16 protein-coding genes are annotated in these 18259 nt (G+C 43.2%); 9 read left to right on the top strand and 7 right to left on the bottom strand.

Translation table 11 applies throughout. The features are described from left to right. Nucleotides 1-136: 136 nt before the first annotated feature. From OCU56_RS00265 to OCU56_RS00275, 3 genes are all read left to right on the top strand, one after another. Nucleotides 137-1114, top strand: a complete 978-nt coding sequence (locus OCU56_RS00265) for an ABC transporter permease (RefSeq protein WP_261873619.1) — start codon at nt 137-139, stop codon at nt 1112-1114. Between the two features lie 2 nt (nt 1115-1116). After that, nucleotides 1117-2055 (top strand): ABC transporter permease, encoded by a 939-nt coding sequence (locus OCU56_RS00270; RefSeq protein ID WP_261873620.1) that lies wholly within the window; start codon nt 1117-1119, stop codon nt 2053-2055. 187 nt (nt 2056-2242) lie between these two features. After that, nucleotides 2243-2671 (top strand): hypothetical protein, encoded by a 429-nt coding sequence (locus OCU56_RS00275; RefSeq protein WP_261873621.1) that lies wholly within the window; start codon nt 2243-2245, stop codon nt 2669-2671. Between the two features lie 443 nt (nt 2672-3114). On the opposite strand, the gene OCU56_RS00280 is transcribed toward OCU56_RS00275, so the two are convergent. The 3 genes from OCU56_RS00280 to OCU56_RS00290 form a co-directional block, all read right to left on the bottom strand. Then, complete coding sequence (locus OCU56_RS00280) at nt 3115-5067, bottom strand: amidase family protein (protein WP_261873622.1); 1953 nt, start codon at nt 5065-5067, stop codon at nt 3115-3117. Nucleotides 5068-5464: 397 nt separating this feature from the next. After that, a complete protein-coding gene (gorA, locus tag OCU56_RS00285) occupies nt 5465-6823 on the bottom strand; it encodes a glutathione-disulfide reductase (protein WP_261873623.1) in 1359 nt (452 codons plus the stop codon). 47 nt (nt 6824-6870) lie between these two features. Beyond that, nucleotides 6871-7710 (bottom strand): 23S rRNA (adenine(2030)-N(6))-methyltransferase RlmJ, encoded by an 840-nt coding sequence (locus tag OCU56_RS00290; RefSeq protein ID WP_261874740.1) that lies wholly within the window; start codon nt 7708-7710, stop codon nt 6871-6873. A gap of 117 nt (nt 7711-7827) precedes the next feature. Here OCU56_RS00290 and prlC point away from each other — a divergent pair, with 117 nt between their 5' ends. Further along, nucleotides 7828-9870 (top strand): oligopeptidase A, encoded by a 2043-nt coding sequence (gene prlC / locus OCU56_RS00295; RefSeq protein WP_261873624.1) that lies wholly within the window; start codon nt 7828-7830, stop codon nt 9868-9870. 47 nt (nt 9871-9917) lie between these two features. On the opposite strand, the gene asnC is transcribed toward prlC, so the two are convergent. Further along, nucleotides 9918-10379, bottom strand: a complete 462-nt coding sequence (asnC, locus tag OCU56_RS00300) for a transcriptional regulator AsnC (protein WP_261873625.1) — start codon at nt 10377-10379, stop codon at nt 9918-9920. A gap of 95 nt (nt 10380-10474) precedes the next feature. Between asnC and OCU56_RS00305 the strand changes: the two genes are divergently transcribed. Both OCU56_RS00305 and OCU56_RS00310 read left to right on the top strand, forming a co-directional pair. Continuing rightward, nucleotides 10475-11254, top strand: coding sequence for a class I SAM-dependent methyltransferase (locus OCU56_RS00305; RefSeq protein WP_261874741.1), 780 nt, complete (start codon nt 10475-10477; stop codon nt 11252-11254). Between the two features lie 87 nt (nt 11255-11341). Continuing rightward, the gene (locus OCU56_RS00310; protein WP_261873626.1) at nt 11342-11845 is read left to right on the top strand and encodes a hypothetical protein; all 504 of its coding nucleotides are present in this window, start codon (nt 11342-11344) and stop codon (nt 11843-11845) included. On the opposite strand, the gene OCU56_RS00315 is transcribed toward OCU56_RS00310, so the two are convergent. After that, complete coding sequence (locus OCU56_RS00315) at nt 11842-12267, bottom strand: universal stress protein (RefSeq protein ID WP_261873627.1); 426 nt, start codon at nt 12265-12267, stop codon at nt 11842-11844. The two genes, OCU56_RS00310 and OCU56_RS00315, sit on opposite strands and share 4 nt — an antisense overlap. Before the next feature lie 213 nt (nt 12268-12480). Here OCU56_RS00315 and ftnA point away from each other — a divergent pair, with 213 nt between their 5' ends. The 3 genes from ftnA (at nt 12481) to OCU56_RS00330 (ending at nt 14710) form a co-directional block, all read left to right on the top strand. Then, a complete protein-coding gene (ftnA, locus tag OCU56_RS00320; protein ID WP_261873628.1) occupies nt 12481-13008 on the top strand; it encodes a non-heme ferritin in 528 nt (175 codons plus the stop codon). A gap of 77 nt (nt 13009-13085) precedes the next feature. Further along, entirely contained in the window at nt 13086-13409 is a 324-nt protein-coding gene (gene uspB, locus OCU56_RS00325) for a universal stress protein UspB (RefSeq protein WP_261873629.1), read from the top strand. Between the two features lie 113 nt (nt 13410-13522). Continuing rightward, the gene (locus OCU56_RS00330) at nt 13523-14710 is read left to right on the top strand and encodes a BaiN/RdsA family NAD(P)/FAD-dependent oxidoreductase (RefSeq protein ID WP_261873630.1); all 1188 of its coding nucleotides are present in this window, start codon (nt 13523-13525) and stop codon (nt 14708-14710) included. 1344 nt (nt 14711-16054) lie between these two features. On the opposite strand, the gene OCU56_RS00335 is transcribed toward OCU56_RS00330, so the two are convergent. Both OCU56_RS00335 and OCU56_RS00340 read right to left on the bottom strand, forming a co-directional pair. Next, a complete protein-coding gene (locus OCU56_RS00335; RefSeq protein ID WP_261873631.1) occupies nt 16055-16705 on the bottom strand; it encodes a hypothetical protein in 651 nt (216 codons plus the stop codon). Continuing rightward, entirely contained in the window at nt 16702-18018 is a 1317-nt protein-coding gene (locus OCU56_RS00340; protein ID WP_261873632.1) for a PhoH family protein, read from the bottom strand. Before OCU56_RS00340 ends, OCU56_RS00335 begins: the two co-directional genes overlap by 4 nt. Nucleotides 18019-18259: the final 241 nt, after the last annotated feature.

Consider the following 18259-nt stretch of genomic DNA (forward strand, 5'->3'; position numbering starts at 1 on the left):
AAAGCGTGCCTTTGTTGCCAAGAGTGACGTTTTAAAGGCGCAGCAATGTGGCTTTTGGTACCTGATTTTGTTTCAGTCGGATCAGGTACCATTTTTGAGACTGAAAGCTGTTAGATTGGAAAAAAGGGGCAAAGGAATGTTTTCGTTTCTAGTCAAGCGCCTATATCAGGCACTGGTAGTGATGTTTGTGATCAGTTTGGTGGCGTTTGCTATCCAAGATAATCTTGGTGATCCCTTACGTGAATTAGTGGGTCAGTCGGTATCTCAAGCCGAGCGCCAAGCTCTGCGTGATGAACTGGGCTTAAATGATCCGTTTATAACAAAATACACTCGATTTATTACTGCTGCCGTGCAGGGTGATTTGGGTACGTCGTATTTCTTCAAACGTCCCGCTGTGGATGTGATTCTTGATAAGCTAGTGGCAACGTTGGAGCTAGTATTTGGTGCAACTGCGATTATTGTGGTGCTCTCCATTCCACTCGGGGTCTATTCGGCAATAAATCCGAAAAGCTTATTCACCAAAGTGGTCATGGCCATGAGTTCGGTAGGGATTTCGATACCGGTATTCTTGACCGCGATAATGCTGATGTACATTTTCTCCATCACTTTAGGCTGGCTTCCGTCCTATGGACGAGGGGAAACGGCGAATATCCTCGGCTGGGAGTCGGGCTTTTTCACCGTTGATGGATTTAAGCATTTAGTACTGCCTTGCGTTTCTTTGGCATCCATCATGTTACCTCTGTTTATCCGTTTGGTTCGCTCTGAAATGCTGGAAGTGTTGAGCTCAGAATACATTAAATTTGGTAAGGCTAAAGGTCTGCCACTTAAGAAAATCCATTATCAACACGCGCTGAAAAACACCCTTTTACCTGTGTTGACGGTAGGGGGCGTGCAGATAGGTACTATGGTGGCATACACCATATTAACGGAAACGGTCTTCCAGTGGCCGGGTACAGGGTTCCTGTTCCTTGAAGCTATCAACCGTGTTGATACGCCGTTGATCACCGCTTACGTTATTTTTGTAGGGCTCATTTTTGTGGTGACGAATACCATTGTTGACCTGCTGTATGGCTTAATTAACCCAACCGTCAATATCACCGGCAAAGGAGCATAATCATGGAACAAACAGCACAAGCTCCAAGTCGTTGGCAGCGTTTTAAAAGCTCAGATATTGTTTATTATTTTTTGCGCGACAAAGTGGCGATGTTCTCCGCTTTTGTTTTCGCTTGTTTTTTGCTGGCGGCTCTTGCTGCGCCAATTATTGCGCCCTCTGACCCATACGACCTGACATCTATCGATATTATGAACTCAGAGTTGCCCCCATCTTGGATGGAAGAGGGGGATGCACAGTTTGTTTTAGGTACCGATGAGCAAGGCCGTGATATTTTTTCAACCATACTGTATGGCTCAAGACTGTCCCTCACTATTGGTTTTCTTGCGGTAGGCTTACAGCTAGTTTTAGGCATTGTGATTGGTTTGTCAGCGGGTTACTTCGGTGGTCGCATTGATAGCTTCTTGATGCGTTTTGCCGATATTCAGTTGTCGTTTTCTACCATGATGGTAGCGATTATTGTCTCTGCCATATTTAAAGCCAGTTTTGGTAGTGCTTTTTACAGTGAGTATGCGGTGATCATGCTGGTGGTGATTATCGGTGTGGCTGAGTGGCCTCAATATGCTCGAACGATACGAGCCTCTGTATTGGCGGAAAAGAAAAAAGAGTACGTGGAAGCTGCGCGAGTGATGGGCTTTAAAGCACCTAGAATCATGTTCCGCCATATTTTACCTAACTGTTTATCACCTATTTTGGTGATTTCAACGGTGCAGATTGCTAATGCTATTATGTCGGAAGCGGCGCTGTCGTTTCTTGGTTTAGGTCTCCCAGTTGATCAGCCTTCATTAGGGGCGCTGATCAGTACCGGCTTTAATTACATTTTCTCTGGAGCATGGTGGATTACCGCTTTCCCAGGCATTGTATTGGTGACGTTAGTGTTGGTGATTAACCTGCTAGGTGATTGGCTACGTGATGTGTTTAACCCGAAATTGTACAAAGGTTAAATCGAACCACTTTAGCTAAATATAACAACGCCCGATGATTTATCATTGGGCGTTTTTCGTTTCATGCCTAGTGCAGAGAATCATAGCTTCTGTAATTAAAACGACGCGGTTAAATATTGGCGAATAACTGAACAGTCAACTAACCTTTTGTAATGACTATCTAATGGCATTAGAGGAGGGGAGAAAATTGAAACGCATATTGCTACTCATCATGTATTCCTTTGCCTTGATGCTATTTGCGTTTAGTTCTGTGAGTGCGCAGGATTTTCTTTGTTCTGCAACCCAGAAGTCCTACGATACTCCTGCATTACTTGGTACTGAGTGTCCAATAGGTGTTTCCTTATTGGGAAAAACGGAGCCTACTTACCAGCACTCTACATTTTGGATTCAATGTGGCATTTATCTTGAAGAATTTACTTTGCAGCAGGTGAAATTAATTTACCCTAATGTCTCGCAGTCCATTTGGAATAAAGCGGAATCTATAGGTCGGCGTTGCTTGATTGGGCCTTATCACGACTTTGCACAAGTCAATTTAGAGTTGAGCCAACTGAGAACGATCAGTGGTTTTGAAACCTCTTTTATAAGAGAGGTGAGTAATACCTATCGTACTAAATAACGGGTCATTCTAGCTTGTTAAAATACTCGATAACTGCGCTAGAATTTTTGTTAGTAGAATAACGACTTATCGAAAAATTCTGCCCTGTTTTCGAGCGTTTTTCCTGCGCTATTTCTGATCACTTACTTAGTGTGATTAATGGTATCAGTAATAAAAAAGGATGGCTAAGACCAACCGTAGTAAGCCTCTAATCAGTCTAGCGAGTTAAAACTCTGGATAACCCCGTTGAAGTTTTTGATGGTGGAATCACTACTTATCAAAAATATTGGTTTTATTTTCAAGGTTTTTCCTGCGCTATTGCTGAACATTGACTTACAGTGCTTGGTATAAAAGCCATCCTTTTGCTTACTAGTCGCGTTATCACTTAAAGTGACAAACTACGGCTACAAGTGGGTTGTTACTGCGATTGGTGCCACTCACTTTAAATCGCGGTGGCATATGTATTAATTGTCAGCGATATAGGTTGCAGACGCCGCTCGCTGTGATTCATGAACATCAAACACTCCAGCATCTTGGTTCATTTTTATGGTTGCTGCCAAGTCTGGTTTTTTATGCTGACGCCTTTCGATAGATTCGCGACCGGTTTCAATGGCTTTGGCGATAGCTAATACGTTTCCATCATCAAAACGCTCTCCCATAACATAAGTGGATACCGGCGTTCCTTCTACGCTCGGTTGATACCAGTGCCATATACTCTTTATTGAACCATCTTTAGTTTCGTAACCAAAAGGAATTGAAGCGGAAGGAGCGCCCGCTGCAGCATAGATATTGGACATGCTTACCTCTGAGGCTAGCACCTGAAAATCATGATCTGCAAAGTAACTGGTTACCGTTTTCTCCCATCCTTTACGCTTCGCTTCTGCATAGTCTAGGCAGGTAGTACGTGACTTGGTGGTATTCGCTGAATTAACGATATCCGTTTGACCCCATGCCGCCCTTCTTTGTGGGTAGGCCTTATTAAACGCCATCAACTCGGCAACAGATTTGATGGGCATGTTTTCTGCCTCAGCCATATCCGCAAAATCAAAATTAAACTCGCAGTTTAAGTCCAGCAATGGCACATTGGTGTTGCTTGGGGGGATGTCCACCACTTCATAGCTAACGCCGACACTATCTAAAGCGGCTTTCATATCCGCCAGCCATGTTGCTGATCCAGACTCAGCCCCATATACATACCCATTAGCGTACAGACCTACTTTAATATTTTGATAGACGGATGGTTTTAAGTACTCCGAATAATCAACGCTAGGCTTATCTTTCACTTCTAAATAGAGTGGGTCATTTACATCCACATCAGCCAGCACATTAAGCTCTACGGCTGCATCTTCAACGCTTCTTGCCATTGGGCCGGCACTATCTTGCGACGAGGCTAAAGGAATGATGTGTGAGCGTGACACTAGACCAATACTAGGTTTAAACCCTACAACCGAGTTGAGTTCAGATGGTGCATTAATAGAGCCTTGGGTTTCAGTACCAACGGTAATCGTTGCAAACTCGGCTGCCGCGGCCACACCAGAACCAGAGCTTGACCCTAGCACACTATAAAATCCATAGGGATTACGTGTTTGGCCACCCACATTACTAAATCCGTTGGGATCTAAACTGGTAAAGAAGTTGGCGTTCTCAGACAAGTTAGTTTTACCCAAAATAACAGCACCAGCATCACGTAAGCGTTTAACAATATGCGCGTCATGGGCGGGATCCCAATCCAGTAACGCGACCATTCCGCCGGTGGTATGCATTCTATCGTTGGTCGCAATGTTGTCTTTAATAAGAACAGGTATCCCCAGCATATCCGAAGATGCTTTGCCTGCTGCGCGAACCTGATCTGCGTAGCGAGCCAGAGCTAATGCGTCTGGGTTAAGCTCAAGTACTGAGTTCAGTTTGTTGATGTCATACTTACCAATGCGTACTAAATAAAATTTAGTTAGGTCAACGGAGGTAAGTTGTCCATCCTTCATCGCCTGCTGCAATTCATTAATAGTGTGCCCCAAGATCAAAGGTGCAAAGGCATCGTAATCAAACCCTGCTAGCGTCTCATCAAATTGTTTAAAATTACGATACACTTTCCCATAATAATCTGCCGGCTCTGAGGTCGCCTCAAATCCATCCTTTTTGTGTTGATCTGGGGTGGCCTGATCCGCTTTGATATCAGTCCAACCTTCTATATCAGAGATAAACTGATATGGGTCAGGCTTTTGAGTGGCGGGATAGGACGGTTGCTCAGGGACGGTTGTCGTAGGTGAATCTGTTGTAGCAGGTGAGGTAGTGACTGAAGATGTTGTTGGCTGTGAGGTATCTTTGCTAGTTTGCGTATCTGGGGCGCTCTTATCTGCACCACAACCTGATAACACGACGCTTGTAGCCAATGCGAGAAGAGACAGATTAAATTTCATGTAAATTCCTTGTAGATAAATTCCAATTTCCACAAGTCACTTGCATGTAGCGTACCATTTGTGCCAAAACACGATAAAAAAGTCATTTTACATAGAAATTAGCGGTAAAAAGCAACTTTTAATATAAAACTGGTTTCATTAAAATCTTATATTGACACCTCATTGCAGACGAAAATCGACCAACACTTAAATACCAGTAAAATCACATTTGCACCATTTAAAACACATATTTCTCACATTGCACCAATGTGGATATTGACTATATCTAGAATAAGTTAGACGGATTAGAGGCTTACTATGAAGGGTATTATCGGCATGGAGAACAGAAAAGGCATAAAAAAACCACTGGCTACATACATAACCAGTGGTTGAATCTTAGGAGTGCAAGGTGTTTTCCTTACCTCATAGTAACGAATTCCTCTGAACCCGTAGGGTGTATTGCGACTACTGAGTCAAAGTCTGCTTTGGTTGCGCCCATTTTCATTGCTACAGCAAAGCCTTGGATCATTTCATCAACAGTAAAGCCGATGCCGTGAAGGCCGACAACTTGCTCGTTATCACCAGCACAAACTAGCTTCATTTTGCATGGTTGACGGTGCTTGGTTACCGCAGAGTACATGGCAGTAAAGCCAGAGGTGTAAACTTTCACATTGCCTTCGCCGTATTGGTCGATAGCTTGTTGCTCTGTTAGGCCAATGGTGCCAATTGGTGGGTGGCTAAATACCACTGTTGGGATTAGGCTGTAGTCCATTTTTGCGTCTGGCTTGTTGTTAAATAAACGCTCAGATAGCTGACGACCCGCTTTTACTGCAACAGGTGTTAGCTCAACGCCACCTTCCATGATGTCACCAACACAGTAGACGCCACTAACATTGGTTTCTTGGTATTCATTAACCTTAATGTAGCCACGTTGGTTGGTTTCAACGCCACTGTTATTTAGGTTAATAGCATCCGTTGCAGGATGACGCCCAATAGCCCAAATAAGCTGGTCTACATTATGAGTGTTACCGTTTTCTAAATGTAGAGTTAGGCTACCATCGGCTTCTTTCACCACTTCTTTTGGTACTGAGTGGGTATGTAGCGTTGGCCCTTCTGCTGCCATAACCTCAGTTAAAGTGTCGATGATCATAGGATCAAAGCTACGCAAAGGAGACGCTTTACGCACAAATAGGTCCGTTTGTGTGCCTAGTGCGCTTAGTACGCCGGCGATTTCAACAGCAATATAACCGGCACCCACAACAGCAACACGTTTAGGTTGTTCGTTTAGCTCAAAGAAGCCATTGGAATCAATGCCGTATTCCGCGCCAGGAATGTTAGGGATAGTTGGACGACCGCCTACCGCGATGAGAATATGATCGGCGGTATACAGTTCGCCGTCAACTTCGACGGTCTTTGCATCAACAAATTTAGCAAAGCCTTTAATCACGTTAACTTTGTTATTGCCTAGAACACGATCATAGGATTGATGAATGCGACCGATATAGGCTTGACGGCTTTCAACAAGTTTTGACCAACTAAAGTTTTTTAGGTTTACATCAAATCCATAATCTTCAGCGTAAAGGTTAATCGCTTCTGCGATTTGCGCGCCATGCCACATGACTTTTTTAGGTACACAGCCCACATTGACACAAGTGCCACCTAAGTCTTTTGCTTCGATAAGAGCGACTTTCGCCCCATACATAGATGCGCGGTTAGCGGAAGCAATACCGCCACTGCCGCCGCCAATACAGATATAGTCAAAATGTTGTGTTGCCATTAAATTCTCCAGAATCCTTAATGTCTTTATAGTTATATTGGGTGTGTTTATTCGGGTACAACCCATTCCACTTTACAATGACCCGTTGCAGGGGCAATCGCCTGTTTTAGTTCAGGCAAAATGTCTCGCATTTGGCTCTCTAGCTTCCAAGGAGGGTTGATAACTATCATGCCAGAGGCGGTCATGCCGCGTTCGTTAGTATCAGGGGATACCCCTAGTTCTATTTGCAATATTTTACGAATGCCAAGCCCTTGTAGGCCCTGCAGCATATCGTCAATATCGTAGCGATTGACCACAGGATACCAGATTGCATAGATCCCTGTTGCCCATCGTTTATAACTTTGAGCAATAGCTTGGACGACATCACTATATTCTTTGGCTAATTCATAAGGAGGGTCGATAAGTACCAATCCACGACGCTCTTTGGGTGGTAAGCTGCCTTTTAGGCGAGCAAATCCATCTTCTTTAAAAATTTTAACTTGGCGGTCGCGATGAAACTCTTGTTCGAGTAAAGGAAAATCGCTTGGGTGTAGTTCGGTAAGAACCATACGATCCCCTCGGCGAAGTTGCGCACGTGCAACCCGTGGAGAACCTGGGTAGTACCTTAGTTCATCGCTGTCATTTAGAGTACGTATAGACTCAAGGTAGCTTGAAAGCTCTGCGGGTAAATGGCTTTGCTGCCAAAGCTTGGCGATACCTTGTTTGTATTCACCCGTTTTTTCTGACCATTCATGAGTTAAGTCGTAACGGCCTACACCTGAATGAGTGTCGTGATAGACAAAAGGTTTATCTTTTTGCTTTAAAGCATCAAGGATAAGGCTTTGTACTATGTGTTTTAGCACATCGGCATGATTTCCAGCATGAAAGCTGTGACGGTAACTGAGCAAGGTAACTCCCCAAGTGGGTATGTGATGGGATGAATCAACATTATACTCGACTATTGAATTTTGCATAAGTCGTCACCATCTAAACAGATATATAACGAAAACATACAGGGAACCACTATGTCTAATCCGCTTCTTACTATCACGGATCTCCCACCATTCTCAGAGATCAAGCCAGAACATATTAAACCAGCAGTAGAAAAAGCGATTGCTGATTGTCGCAATAAGGTTGAGGAAGTCTTAAAAGACAATGCCCATCCAACCTGGGAAAATGTGTGCCTGCCTCTAGATGAGGTTGATGTGGTGCTTTCTCGTATGTGGTCACCTGTTAATCATCTGAATGCGGTTGTGAACAGTGAAGCGCTTCGTGATGCTTATGAAAGCTGCCTGCCGATACTATCTGAATATGGTACTTGGCTTGGTCAACATAAAGGTCTTTATGAGGCTTATAAAGCCATTCAAGCCGATGCGGATTTTGACAATTTAACCAAAGCACAGCAAAAATCGGTTAAAGATGCGCTACGTGACTTTGAATTATCAGGTATAGGCTTACCTGCGGATGAGCAACATCGTTACGGCGAAATTAGCAAACGTTTATCAGAACTGAGCTCTAAGTTTTCTAACAATGTGTTGGATGCCACTATGGGGTGGAGCAAACACATTACAGACGTTGCCGATCTCTCTGGTATGCCAGAATCTGCCCTAGAAGCGGCCAAAGCAGCAGCGCAAGCAAGAGAGTTGGATGGCTACTTGCTGACCTTGGAAATTCCTTCTTATGCGCCAGTGTTGACCTACTGTGATAATCAAGAGTTGCGTGCAGAAATGTACGAGGCTTATAACACTCGAGCTTCAGACCGCGGGCCAAATGCTAACCAATGGGATAACACGGACATCATCTCTGAAGTATTGAAATTGCGTCATGAGATTTCGCGTATGTTGGGCTTTGCCACCTTCAGTGAGCGTTCTATCGCAACGAAAATGGCTGAGACGACAGAGCAAGTGTTGGGCTTCTTAAATGATTTAGCCATTAAAGCGAAGCCACAAGGGGAGCGTGAAATTGAAGAGTTGCGTCAATTTGCCGAAAAAGAATACGGCGTGACGGAACTGAATTTGTGGGACATTGCTTACTACAGCGAAAAACAAAAGCAAAAGTTATTTAGTATTTCAGATGAAGACTTACGCCCTTACTTCCCTGAGCAAAAAGTGATTGCCGGTCTTTTTGAAGTGCTTGAGCGTGTCTTTGGTATGCAAGTAAAAGAGCGCAACGATGTGGATGTTTGGCATGAGTCCGTGCGTTTCTTTGATATTTTGACCCAAGAAGGCGAGTTAAGAGGTAGCTTCTATCTTGATCTTTATGCTCGTGAAAATAAACGCGGCGGTGCGTGGATGGATGAGTGTCGAGTACGTCGCACTTCTCTCTCTGGTGAGCTTGAAAACCCAGTAGCATACTTAACGTGTAACTTTAATAAACCAGTAGGTGATAAACCTGCCTTGTTTACTCACAATGAAGTAACGACGCTATTCCATGAGTTTGGCCATGGTATTCACCACATGCTTACGCAAATAGATGTGTCACCTGTCTCTGGCATCAATGGTGTTGCTTGGGATGCGGTTGAGCTACCAAGTCAGTTCCTTGAGAACTGGTGCTGGGAAGAAGATGCGTTAGCATTTATTTCGGGTCATTACGAGAGTGGTGAATCTTTACCTAAAGACATGTTAGATAAAATGTTGGCAGCGAAGAACTTCCAGTCAGCGATGTTTATTTTGCGTCAAATCGAATTTAGCTTGTTTGATTTTACGTTGCATACAGAATTTGATCCTGAGGTAGGTCCTCGAGTATTAGAGACTTTAGCGGAAGTGAAAGAAAAAGTGGCGGTATTACCTGGAGTTGAATGGAACCGTTTCCCTCATGCGTTTAGTCATATATTTGCAGGTGGATACAGTGCAGGCTATTACAGCTACTTATGGGCTGTAGTACTTTCTGCCGATGCTTACTCTCGCTTTGAAGAAGAGGGCATTTTTAACCAAGAAACGGGTCAAAGCTTCTTGAAGAATATTTTAGAGATGGGTGGCAGTGAAGAACCTATGGAGCTATTCAAGCGCTTCCGTGGTCGTGAGCCTAAAATTGATGCCTTGCTAAGACATGCAGGTATTGAGGCTTAATAGGCCAGCCGTCATTATGATAAGCCATCTCAATTGAGGTGGCTTTTTTATGGATTTACACTGCGATTAATGGGGTTTTGTAATGAGATTAATGTCTCTGTGGATTGGACTTCATCAATTGCTTGTAGCTTATTGATTAGAACATGCTGTAACTCTTCAATGGACTTACACATCAATTTTACAAAAATACTGTAGGCCCCTGTGGTGTAATAAGCTTCAACCACTTCATCTAAAGCATTCAGTTTTTCCAGTGCAGAGTGATAGTCTTTGGCTGCATTGAGATTAATGCCGATAAAACAACACACGTCGTAGCCGAGCTTTTTGGTGTTGACGATAACTTCTGTACCTTCAATTACCTCAGCTGCTTTCATCTTTTCTATACGCACATGAATGGTGGCAGGACTGACGTTGAAACGCTTACCCATTTCCGCATAAGGGGTTCGTGCATCTTCCATTAACGTTTTTAAAATGTCTTTATCTAATGGGTCGAGAATGGGGTTATTAGTCATTGAGTTTCCTTGAGAGACACAGATAAGAAGAATGCGGTAAACTAAGCCATATATACATAAAGGTCTACAGGCCCCTAAACTTTAGAGAGATGATGTTGCAGATTCAACTTTTAGCGCAATCCGCTGATAAACAAGTACAGATCCAAATCTTAGCTGAACGCTGGGGCTTGCAACATGATCCTGATAGCCAGTTTGCACTGCAATTAGGGGAGCGTCTAGAGCTTAAGAAGCTAGATGAGCCAAAATTGGGTTCAATTTGTGTTGATTTTGTCGCGGGAGCGGTGGCGCACCGTCGTAAGTTTGGTGGTGGTAAAGGGCAAGCTATTGCTAAAGCAGCAGGGCTTAATAAAGGTGCGACACCGAGTGTACTCGATGCTACCGCAGGGCTTGGGCGAGATGCTTTTGTATTAGCATCACTCGGTTGCAAAGTGCAGATGATAGAGCGTAACCCTGTCGTCGCCGCTTTGCTTGATGACGGATTGTCTCGCGCTAAGCAAGATGCGGAAATTGGAGGCTGGGTCACCGAGCGCATGTCTTTATTACATGCTTCCAGTTTGGATGCTCTATCGCAACTGGCTGTAGATGATCAGTTTCAATGTCCGGATGTGATTTATCTTGATCCTATGTATCCACATCCAGAAAACAAAAAAAAGAGTGCGCTGGTGAAAAAAGAGATGCGAGTTTTCCAAACCTTAGTGGGAGCGGATAATGATGCGGATGGCTTGTTAGCACCAGCGTTACAGTTGGCCACTAAGCGTGTTGTGGTGAAACGACCTGATTACGCGCAATGGCTTGATCAAGTTAAGCCGAGCATGGCTATTGAGACAAAGAAGAATCGTTTTGATGTTTATGTTTTATCGGCGATGACCGAGTAAAATACGATTAAAGAGTTGAAATAGACTCATAAAGTCGCTATATCTAAGTGGTAATCATTATTAGTTGCATTTAGGTGAAGAGTTGGTATGGCGACAAAAATGTGTGAATTTAATCGCAGAACAATAGAGCATAGCTTAGGGGCTATTTACGCTATTGTTGCCGAGCCTAAATTTATATGCCGTTCATGTGCCCGAGTCGCGGGAAGTGAACAAAACCTGTGTAAACCCAGTGCAATCCCACCGAAAGCCTGCCTTGATAAGGTAGACACCCCTCAGTCAGATACTGCAACAGAGACGTGCGCTTTACTGTTAGAAGCTAAAGCCACCCGTCAATTACCTGAACTAAGCTTTAATGACGCTGCAAGAGCAAAACAGAGTGTGGCGGATACCGATGAGCAACATCAGTTACATGAAAAGCATTTGAAGAAGCAGCGAAAAATGCTGAAGAAGCAGAAAAAGATGTATAAAAAACTCAGTAAAATAGTGCGCAAAGAGCAAAAATTACTGAAGAAACGCAGTGAACTTGATGCGCATTTAAGTGAAATGGTCGAGGCTGCATCTTTACATGCAACCTCGAAGCATCTTCACTAGTCTTCTAGTGGCACAACTAATAGATCGATTGGCATGTCACTAATCATGCGTCGAGTATTGGATAGTAACTTGCCCCAAAAATCATGATGATGCCCACAAACAACGAGGTCAAACTCACGCTCTTGAATTGCACCATATAACTCTTCAGCCAAGTCACCACGCCCTACTAGCATGATCTTGACGGGATAATCCAGTTTGTCACTTAAGTCTTTAAGTTTTTGATTAGAGAGCTTAGTTGAGGCGACTTGAGTATCTACCAAGTTTACATCTATGAGTCCTGAGTAAACTTCACTGTAATTGACATCGATATGAATAAAAGAAAGATCGGCACCAAGGGCTTTAGCCAGTTTGGCAGCTCGGTTGGCTAAGTACTCACTATGGTCCCCTAGGTCTAAGGCAACAACGATATGTTTATAGCTCATGACTGGCTCCTTGTTAGAACGGTTAATAAATTGTCTGTAATTTTATTTTAGCAGGGAGTGCTACAATTTTTGTTGGAGTGATCTTAAGTTGAAGCATTGGTCTCACAAAATAAAGAGAATTTTGATTTAAAGCAAAGTCTGTTAATTTAGAGTGCATCGCCACATGATATATTCGCCAAATAATATTTGAGACATAAAGAAGAGGAACGTCTTATGCTGTCACAACAGATGGTCGAAAATTTAAACGCACAAATAAACCTAGAATTTTTCTCATCCAATCTATACTTACAAATGAGTGCTTGGTGTGAAGATAAAGGTTTTGAAGGTGCAGCAGAGTTTATGCGTCAACATGCCACTGAAGAAATGGAGCACATGCAACGTCTTTTTACTTATGTAAGTGAGACGGGAGCCATGCCAATTCTTGGGGCAATTGAAGCGCCAAAACATCAGTTTGCCAGCTTGGGCGAAGTATTTCGTGAGACCTATGAGCATGAGTGCATGATCACTGAACAGATCAATAAACTTGCTCATGTTGCCTTCACCAGCCAAGACTACTCAACGTTCAATTTCTTACAGTGGTATGTGGCAGAGCAACACGAAGAAGAGAAATTGTTTAAAGGGATTTTAGACAAGCTAGAGTTAGTTGGTGAAAACGGTCAAGCACTGTTCTTTATCGACAAAGACCTAGCAACTATGGCTAAAGAAGGTTCATCCTCTGTTATGGATGTGGCGGCTGAGTAACGTATCCGTACTCGACTAAGCAACTGATTCACACTGGTTGTCTATGCCACTCCTAGAGGAAGTAGGGAGGAATAGAGATGATCAGTGGGGATTTGATTATTTTTGCGCTTATGATTGTGAGTGCCGTGAATTTTATGCGGTATATCAGCACATTAAGGGCTCTAATCTTTGTTATGCGAGAAGCACATCCGTTACTTTATCAGCAGGTAGACGGTAGAGGTTTCTTTACTACGCAGGGTAATGTAGTAAAGCAATTTAGATTGTTTCATTACTTAAAAAGTAAAGAATATTCACAGCATCATGACCCTGTATTCGTAGATAAATGCGACAAGGTACGAGAGTTGTTTGTTTTAAGCTGTGCTTTGTTAGGAGTCACTTTGTTGGCGGCCTTTAGCGTATAAACGAAAATCTTGTTTGAAAGTCTGCCTAGCATCTGGGTAGAATGTGCTTCTTTAGAAGGGTATGCGAGTATTCGCATGCCCTTTGTTGTTTTGATGGTTTGAGTATATAGAGAATGAGTGAACACTTTGATGTGGTGATTATTGGTGCGGGTGCCGCCGGATTAATGTGTGCTGCGCAAGCAGGAAAACGCAATAGGCGAGTGCTGGTGGTCGATCATGCTAAAAAGCCAGGTCGTAAAATCCTTATCTCTGGTGGGGGTCGTTGCAATTTTAGCAACTACGATGTGTCACCCTCGAACTTTATATGCAGCAATCCACATTTTGTAAAGTCAGCCTTATCGCAATACACCAATTGGGATTTTATCTCTATGGTCAGTCAGCATGGCATTGAATTTGAAGAGCGTGACCACGGGCAGCTCTTTTGTATCGATTCGGCAAAACAGATAGTGCAGATGCTACTCGATGAGTGCGATCCAGCTTGGGTACAATTTCAGTATCAGGTGGCGGTAAGCGATATACAAAAAACAGATCAGGGTTTTACTTTATTGACCAATGGTCAGAAAGTGAGTTGCGACTCCTTAGTTGTGGCGACAGGAGGCTTGTCCATGCCTAAACTGGGGGCAACACCATTGGGTTACCAAGTGGCCGAGCAGTTTGGATTGGATATCGTTCCCACAACCGCAGGCTTAGTGCCCTTCACACTGCACAAACAAGATAAGCTCGATTTTAGCGAGCTATCAGGTATTGCCATTCCTGCTGAAATTACCGCAGAAGACGGCACCGTATTTAAAGAAGCCTTACTGTTTACCCATAGAGGATTATCAGGCCCGGCGGTGCTACAAATATCCTCATATTGGCGAGCGGGTCAAAAGGTAACAGTAAATCTAGTACCAGAAGCGGATATCTTGCAATTGTTAATGCAAAACCGTGAACATCACCCTAACCAATCGTTAAAGAACACCTTATCTAAAGTGCTCCCTAAGCGTTTAATTGACGTTATGATTGAGCGTAAATTATTAGTGGATAAGCCATTAAAACAGCTAGATCATAAAGAATATGACGCTATCGTTACCGCGCTAGAGCAGTGGCAAATTGTACCTAATGGAACGGAGGGTTACCGAACCGCCGAGGTCACATTAGGTGGAGTGAACACTGATCACCTGTCGTCTAAAACGATGGAATGTAAAACCATTGCTGGCTTGTACTTCGTTGGTGAAGTCATGGACGTTACGGGTTGGTTAGGAGGTTTTAACTTTTGCTGGTGTTGGAGTTCGGGATATGTTGCTGGACAAAGGGTATAATTGTGTGTAGAGACAATAAAGTTAGCCCGTAAGCAAAATAGTTTGCCCACAACACATAACTCTTTGTTTTAGCTGATAGGTTTTTACGGCTGTTGAGCCAATGCCTTTAACTGAACTGGACGAAACTTACCCCCTTACGGGCGAACTATATTGTCATTCGCATAGATTTAACGGGCAATCTCTATTGTTCCTGTACAGTATCACTGATACCAAAAAAACCTGTATCAATCAGTGGTTCGATTTGACCTGACAACACAATCATACAAGCACCCTAAACTCACTTTTGGACATAAACGAGTCAGTGATTTTGCTAAATTAGCAATTGATGAATTAACGCAGCTTAGGTGTTGCAATATAGCTGTAATCGCATTGATGCCACCTACAACTGAAGAACCTCTATAAAATCGGGAGTTACTCCTATTCCATTCGGCTGATGGACAAAAGTATTTTAAGATCTTTGCAACATTAGGAACATATGGATAACTTTAAGTACTGGAAAGTTGTTCGGTGAGGCGTCAAGTATTACTGTTATTGATCAACAAGCTGCCGTGTTGGAAGCCTTAGACAAGATTAGACGATAGCTCTTTCAGGTGATAGAAATAGTTTGGGCTTAGCAACTTGATTACAACGACGAGAGAGCTCATGAACCTCGGATATACACCTTCAACAGCGCATCCAGTACATTTAGAAAACTCTACTGTTGAACTATACGATTAACGTGTAAGCTCTCAGCCTTTTTGAGTTGGAAAGTATCAGCCCAACAGTAATAATCACAGAAAAAAACGGAATAAAACCATAAAAATCAGAATCTTACGCTGATAATAAACTGCTTTGCTGTTGTGGTTTAGAAATCACAAATTTAAATATATCATTAAAGATACATCTTGATATGATTGAGGTGACACTAACTGAACCACAGACTAGTTAGTGTCGGCGCTAACGGTCTGTTGCAGCAGACCGTTAGAGCATCTCTCAATATAAAATGATGAACCCATTGCTTTTAAAGGTGAAAACCTTGACGCATCAAGCTACCACACTAAAACAAACTGATTAAAAAACCACACATCAAGGGACAATTCCATCGATCTTCGCCTTTCCATATAGCCAAACACACTGATTCCGCACAAAAAACCAGCTACGACGGATGGCTCCCAAGCGATAATTAAGCAGGCTCTAAAAGAGACAAGAAAAAGAAGAAAAAGAGGAGGGGATTAAACTGCAATAACAGGGAAGGGGAGGAAGGGGCATTCAAACCAAACCGCGATAACAACACAGCGTCAAATCCAACCACAAGAAACAAGAGAGCGCCCAGCAGCAAACTAGAAACACCACTGGGACAAACTATTAAGAATCAAACTCCAAGAACCGATCCAAGTTCTTCAAATCATAGCGCGAAGCATCACCACCATAAGCATCAACCAGAACGTAAACACTTTGGACTATTGCTATATAAGCGGCAATCAGAGACCCCGGTGTGTCCAAATAAAAGTCATCTGTCATCTTAGCGTATATAGAGTGGACACTCGACGCCAGACCCAAACTAAGAGCTAAATCGCGAGCGGTCATACTCGAATATAAACGTTTGCTAATATACAACGACACCTCAGCACCATCAAACTGATAGCAATAAGTATCAACGTCAAAATCCTTGCTCACAAACAATCTATATTTAAGACCCGAACACCGAGAGAACACCTCCATCATCTTATATAAAGAAGACAGGCCTCGATGACCAACCGCAAGCCAGTCAAGCTCCCTGTATTGCTCCGCATCCAGCGAACCAAAGCGCACTGTATTTAGATTATCCATCAAAAGAAAATTCGAATACAAACGCTTACTGTCGAAGTAAATAGGCAGCGCCGCTAGCAGAACAGAACCCAGCAATAGATAGAAGTGCATAACTTCTATCTGACCACCATTTATATAGAGCAACACCACAAACAAAACCGCAATAATAAAAAGCGTGAACTTTAAAATACGAAGAGTACTTATCATAAACACTCCTCCGCATGTGCTGCGACACCCCCACGATATTTCGACTGCAATTGAATATGGACCGAGCCCTCATAATCCGCAAAAGAATCAACCACACGAGCCAAACCGTTTGTAGTCGCACCAAGCGACTTATGATCTATCTGGCTAGAGCTTAAATTTCCCGTAATAATACACTTAACGCCTACACCCAACCTAGTTAAGATTGCCTTTATAGCTTTCGGAGTGAGATTTTGCGCCTCCTCGATCAACACCACCTCGGAACCATACCAACTAGCACCCCGAATCGTATTTATACTAGTGAACGAGATCGACTCAGACTCAATCAGACCCTCAAGGTCATAACCCAACTCCGCAACAGCACAAACAACCCCCGGCACATAAGGAATTAACTTGTCGTTCATTTCACCAGGCAAAAAACCATCTTCCTCAACCAGAGGAGGCTTATTTTTCAGCACCCTAAGTGAACCAAATAAACCAGAATCTACACCTGAAAGAGCATGCGCAACACTCAAAATAGTCTTGCCGGAACCCGCGCCACCAGTCAGTATAACGAGATCAACATCATCCGACGACAGGGCATCAAATGCACATCGCTGCCGATCATCCCGTGCGCTTATAGTACCAATAGACTTCTTGCTAGCCACCCTCAAGTAAGCTCTACCCGTATCCCTATCAAATCGAGATATGTTATAGATCTCCCTTCCATCATCAATATAACAACCCACAACCAAAGCCTGCCTGTAAGACTCCGGTATGGTCATAACATAAAAACTCCCCTCAGAGGCACCATCGTAACCCCCCCAAAAGTCATCCTTAACTACAACCAAACCATCACAAGACAAACCCTCACCACTCGACGAATAACCAAAAAAACTCATTTCTGACTCTGACGCAAAAGGAACACCCATCGAGGTAGCTCGCAACCTCAAATTAAGATCATAAGTAAACAACCTTGGTTTTAAATCTGAATTTTCACTCGCTAGTAACTCCAACTCGGCGAGAATCTTATCGTCACCTTTTAGATCCGACACCTCAGCCAAATCAGCTCTTACCTCTACGACAACAGATCTGTTCGACGGATTCTCATAAACCAAAGAACCAGAGCCAAGCTCATTATCCTCAGTCATAATAAGAGCCAAATTCCTGACTGCTTGGCGAGCGGCGTAAGCTGACTCCCCACCACCAACCTTTAAATTATCGAGCTCCCTTAAAACCTCCAAGGAAACTGCTACACGGGCACTTCCCAGCTGATTTAAAACATCAGGGTGATTAATAAACACATTAGTATCAAGTAGCATTAACGGGTGTGACATAGCTAGATTCTCATTTTAAGTAACTACGCGTACTACGCCTCAAGCAAAAACAGGACCTAACAGTCATGCTTTTTTCACGCCACCAAAAGCCACTACAAACACAAACCCACACACAACACCAATTAAAAAAGCACTAAAACACACTCCTTCGAGGCAGCTCTCAATTTAATGGTCAAATTACTAACCCCTAAAGCACAAAAAGACAACACAAACACAATCAACCCAACAACAACAAAAACAA

The sequence above is a fragment of the Vibrio rarus genome, from assembly GCF_024347075.1.
Classification (GTDB): domain Bacteria; phylum Pseudomonadota; class Gammaproteobacteria; order Enterobacterales; family Vibrionaceae; genus Vibrio; species Vibrio rarus.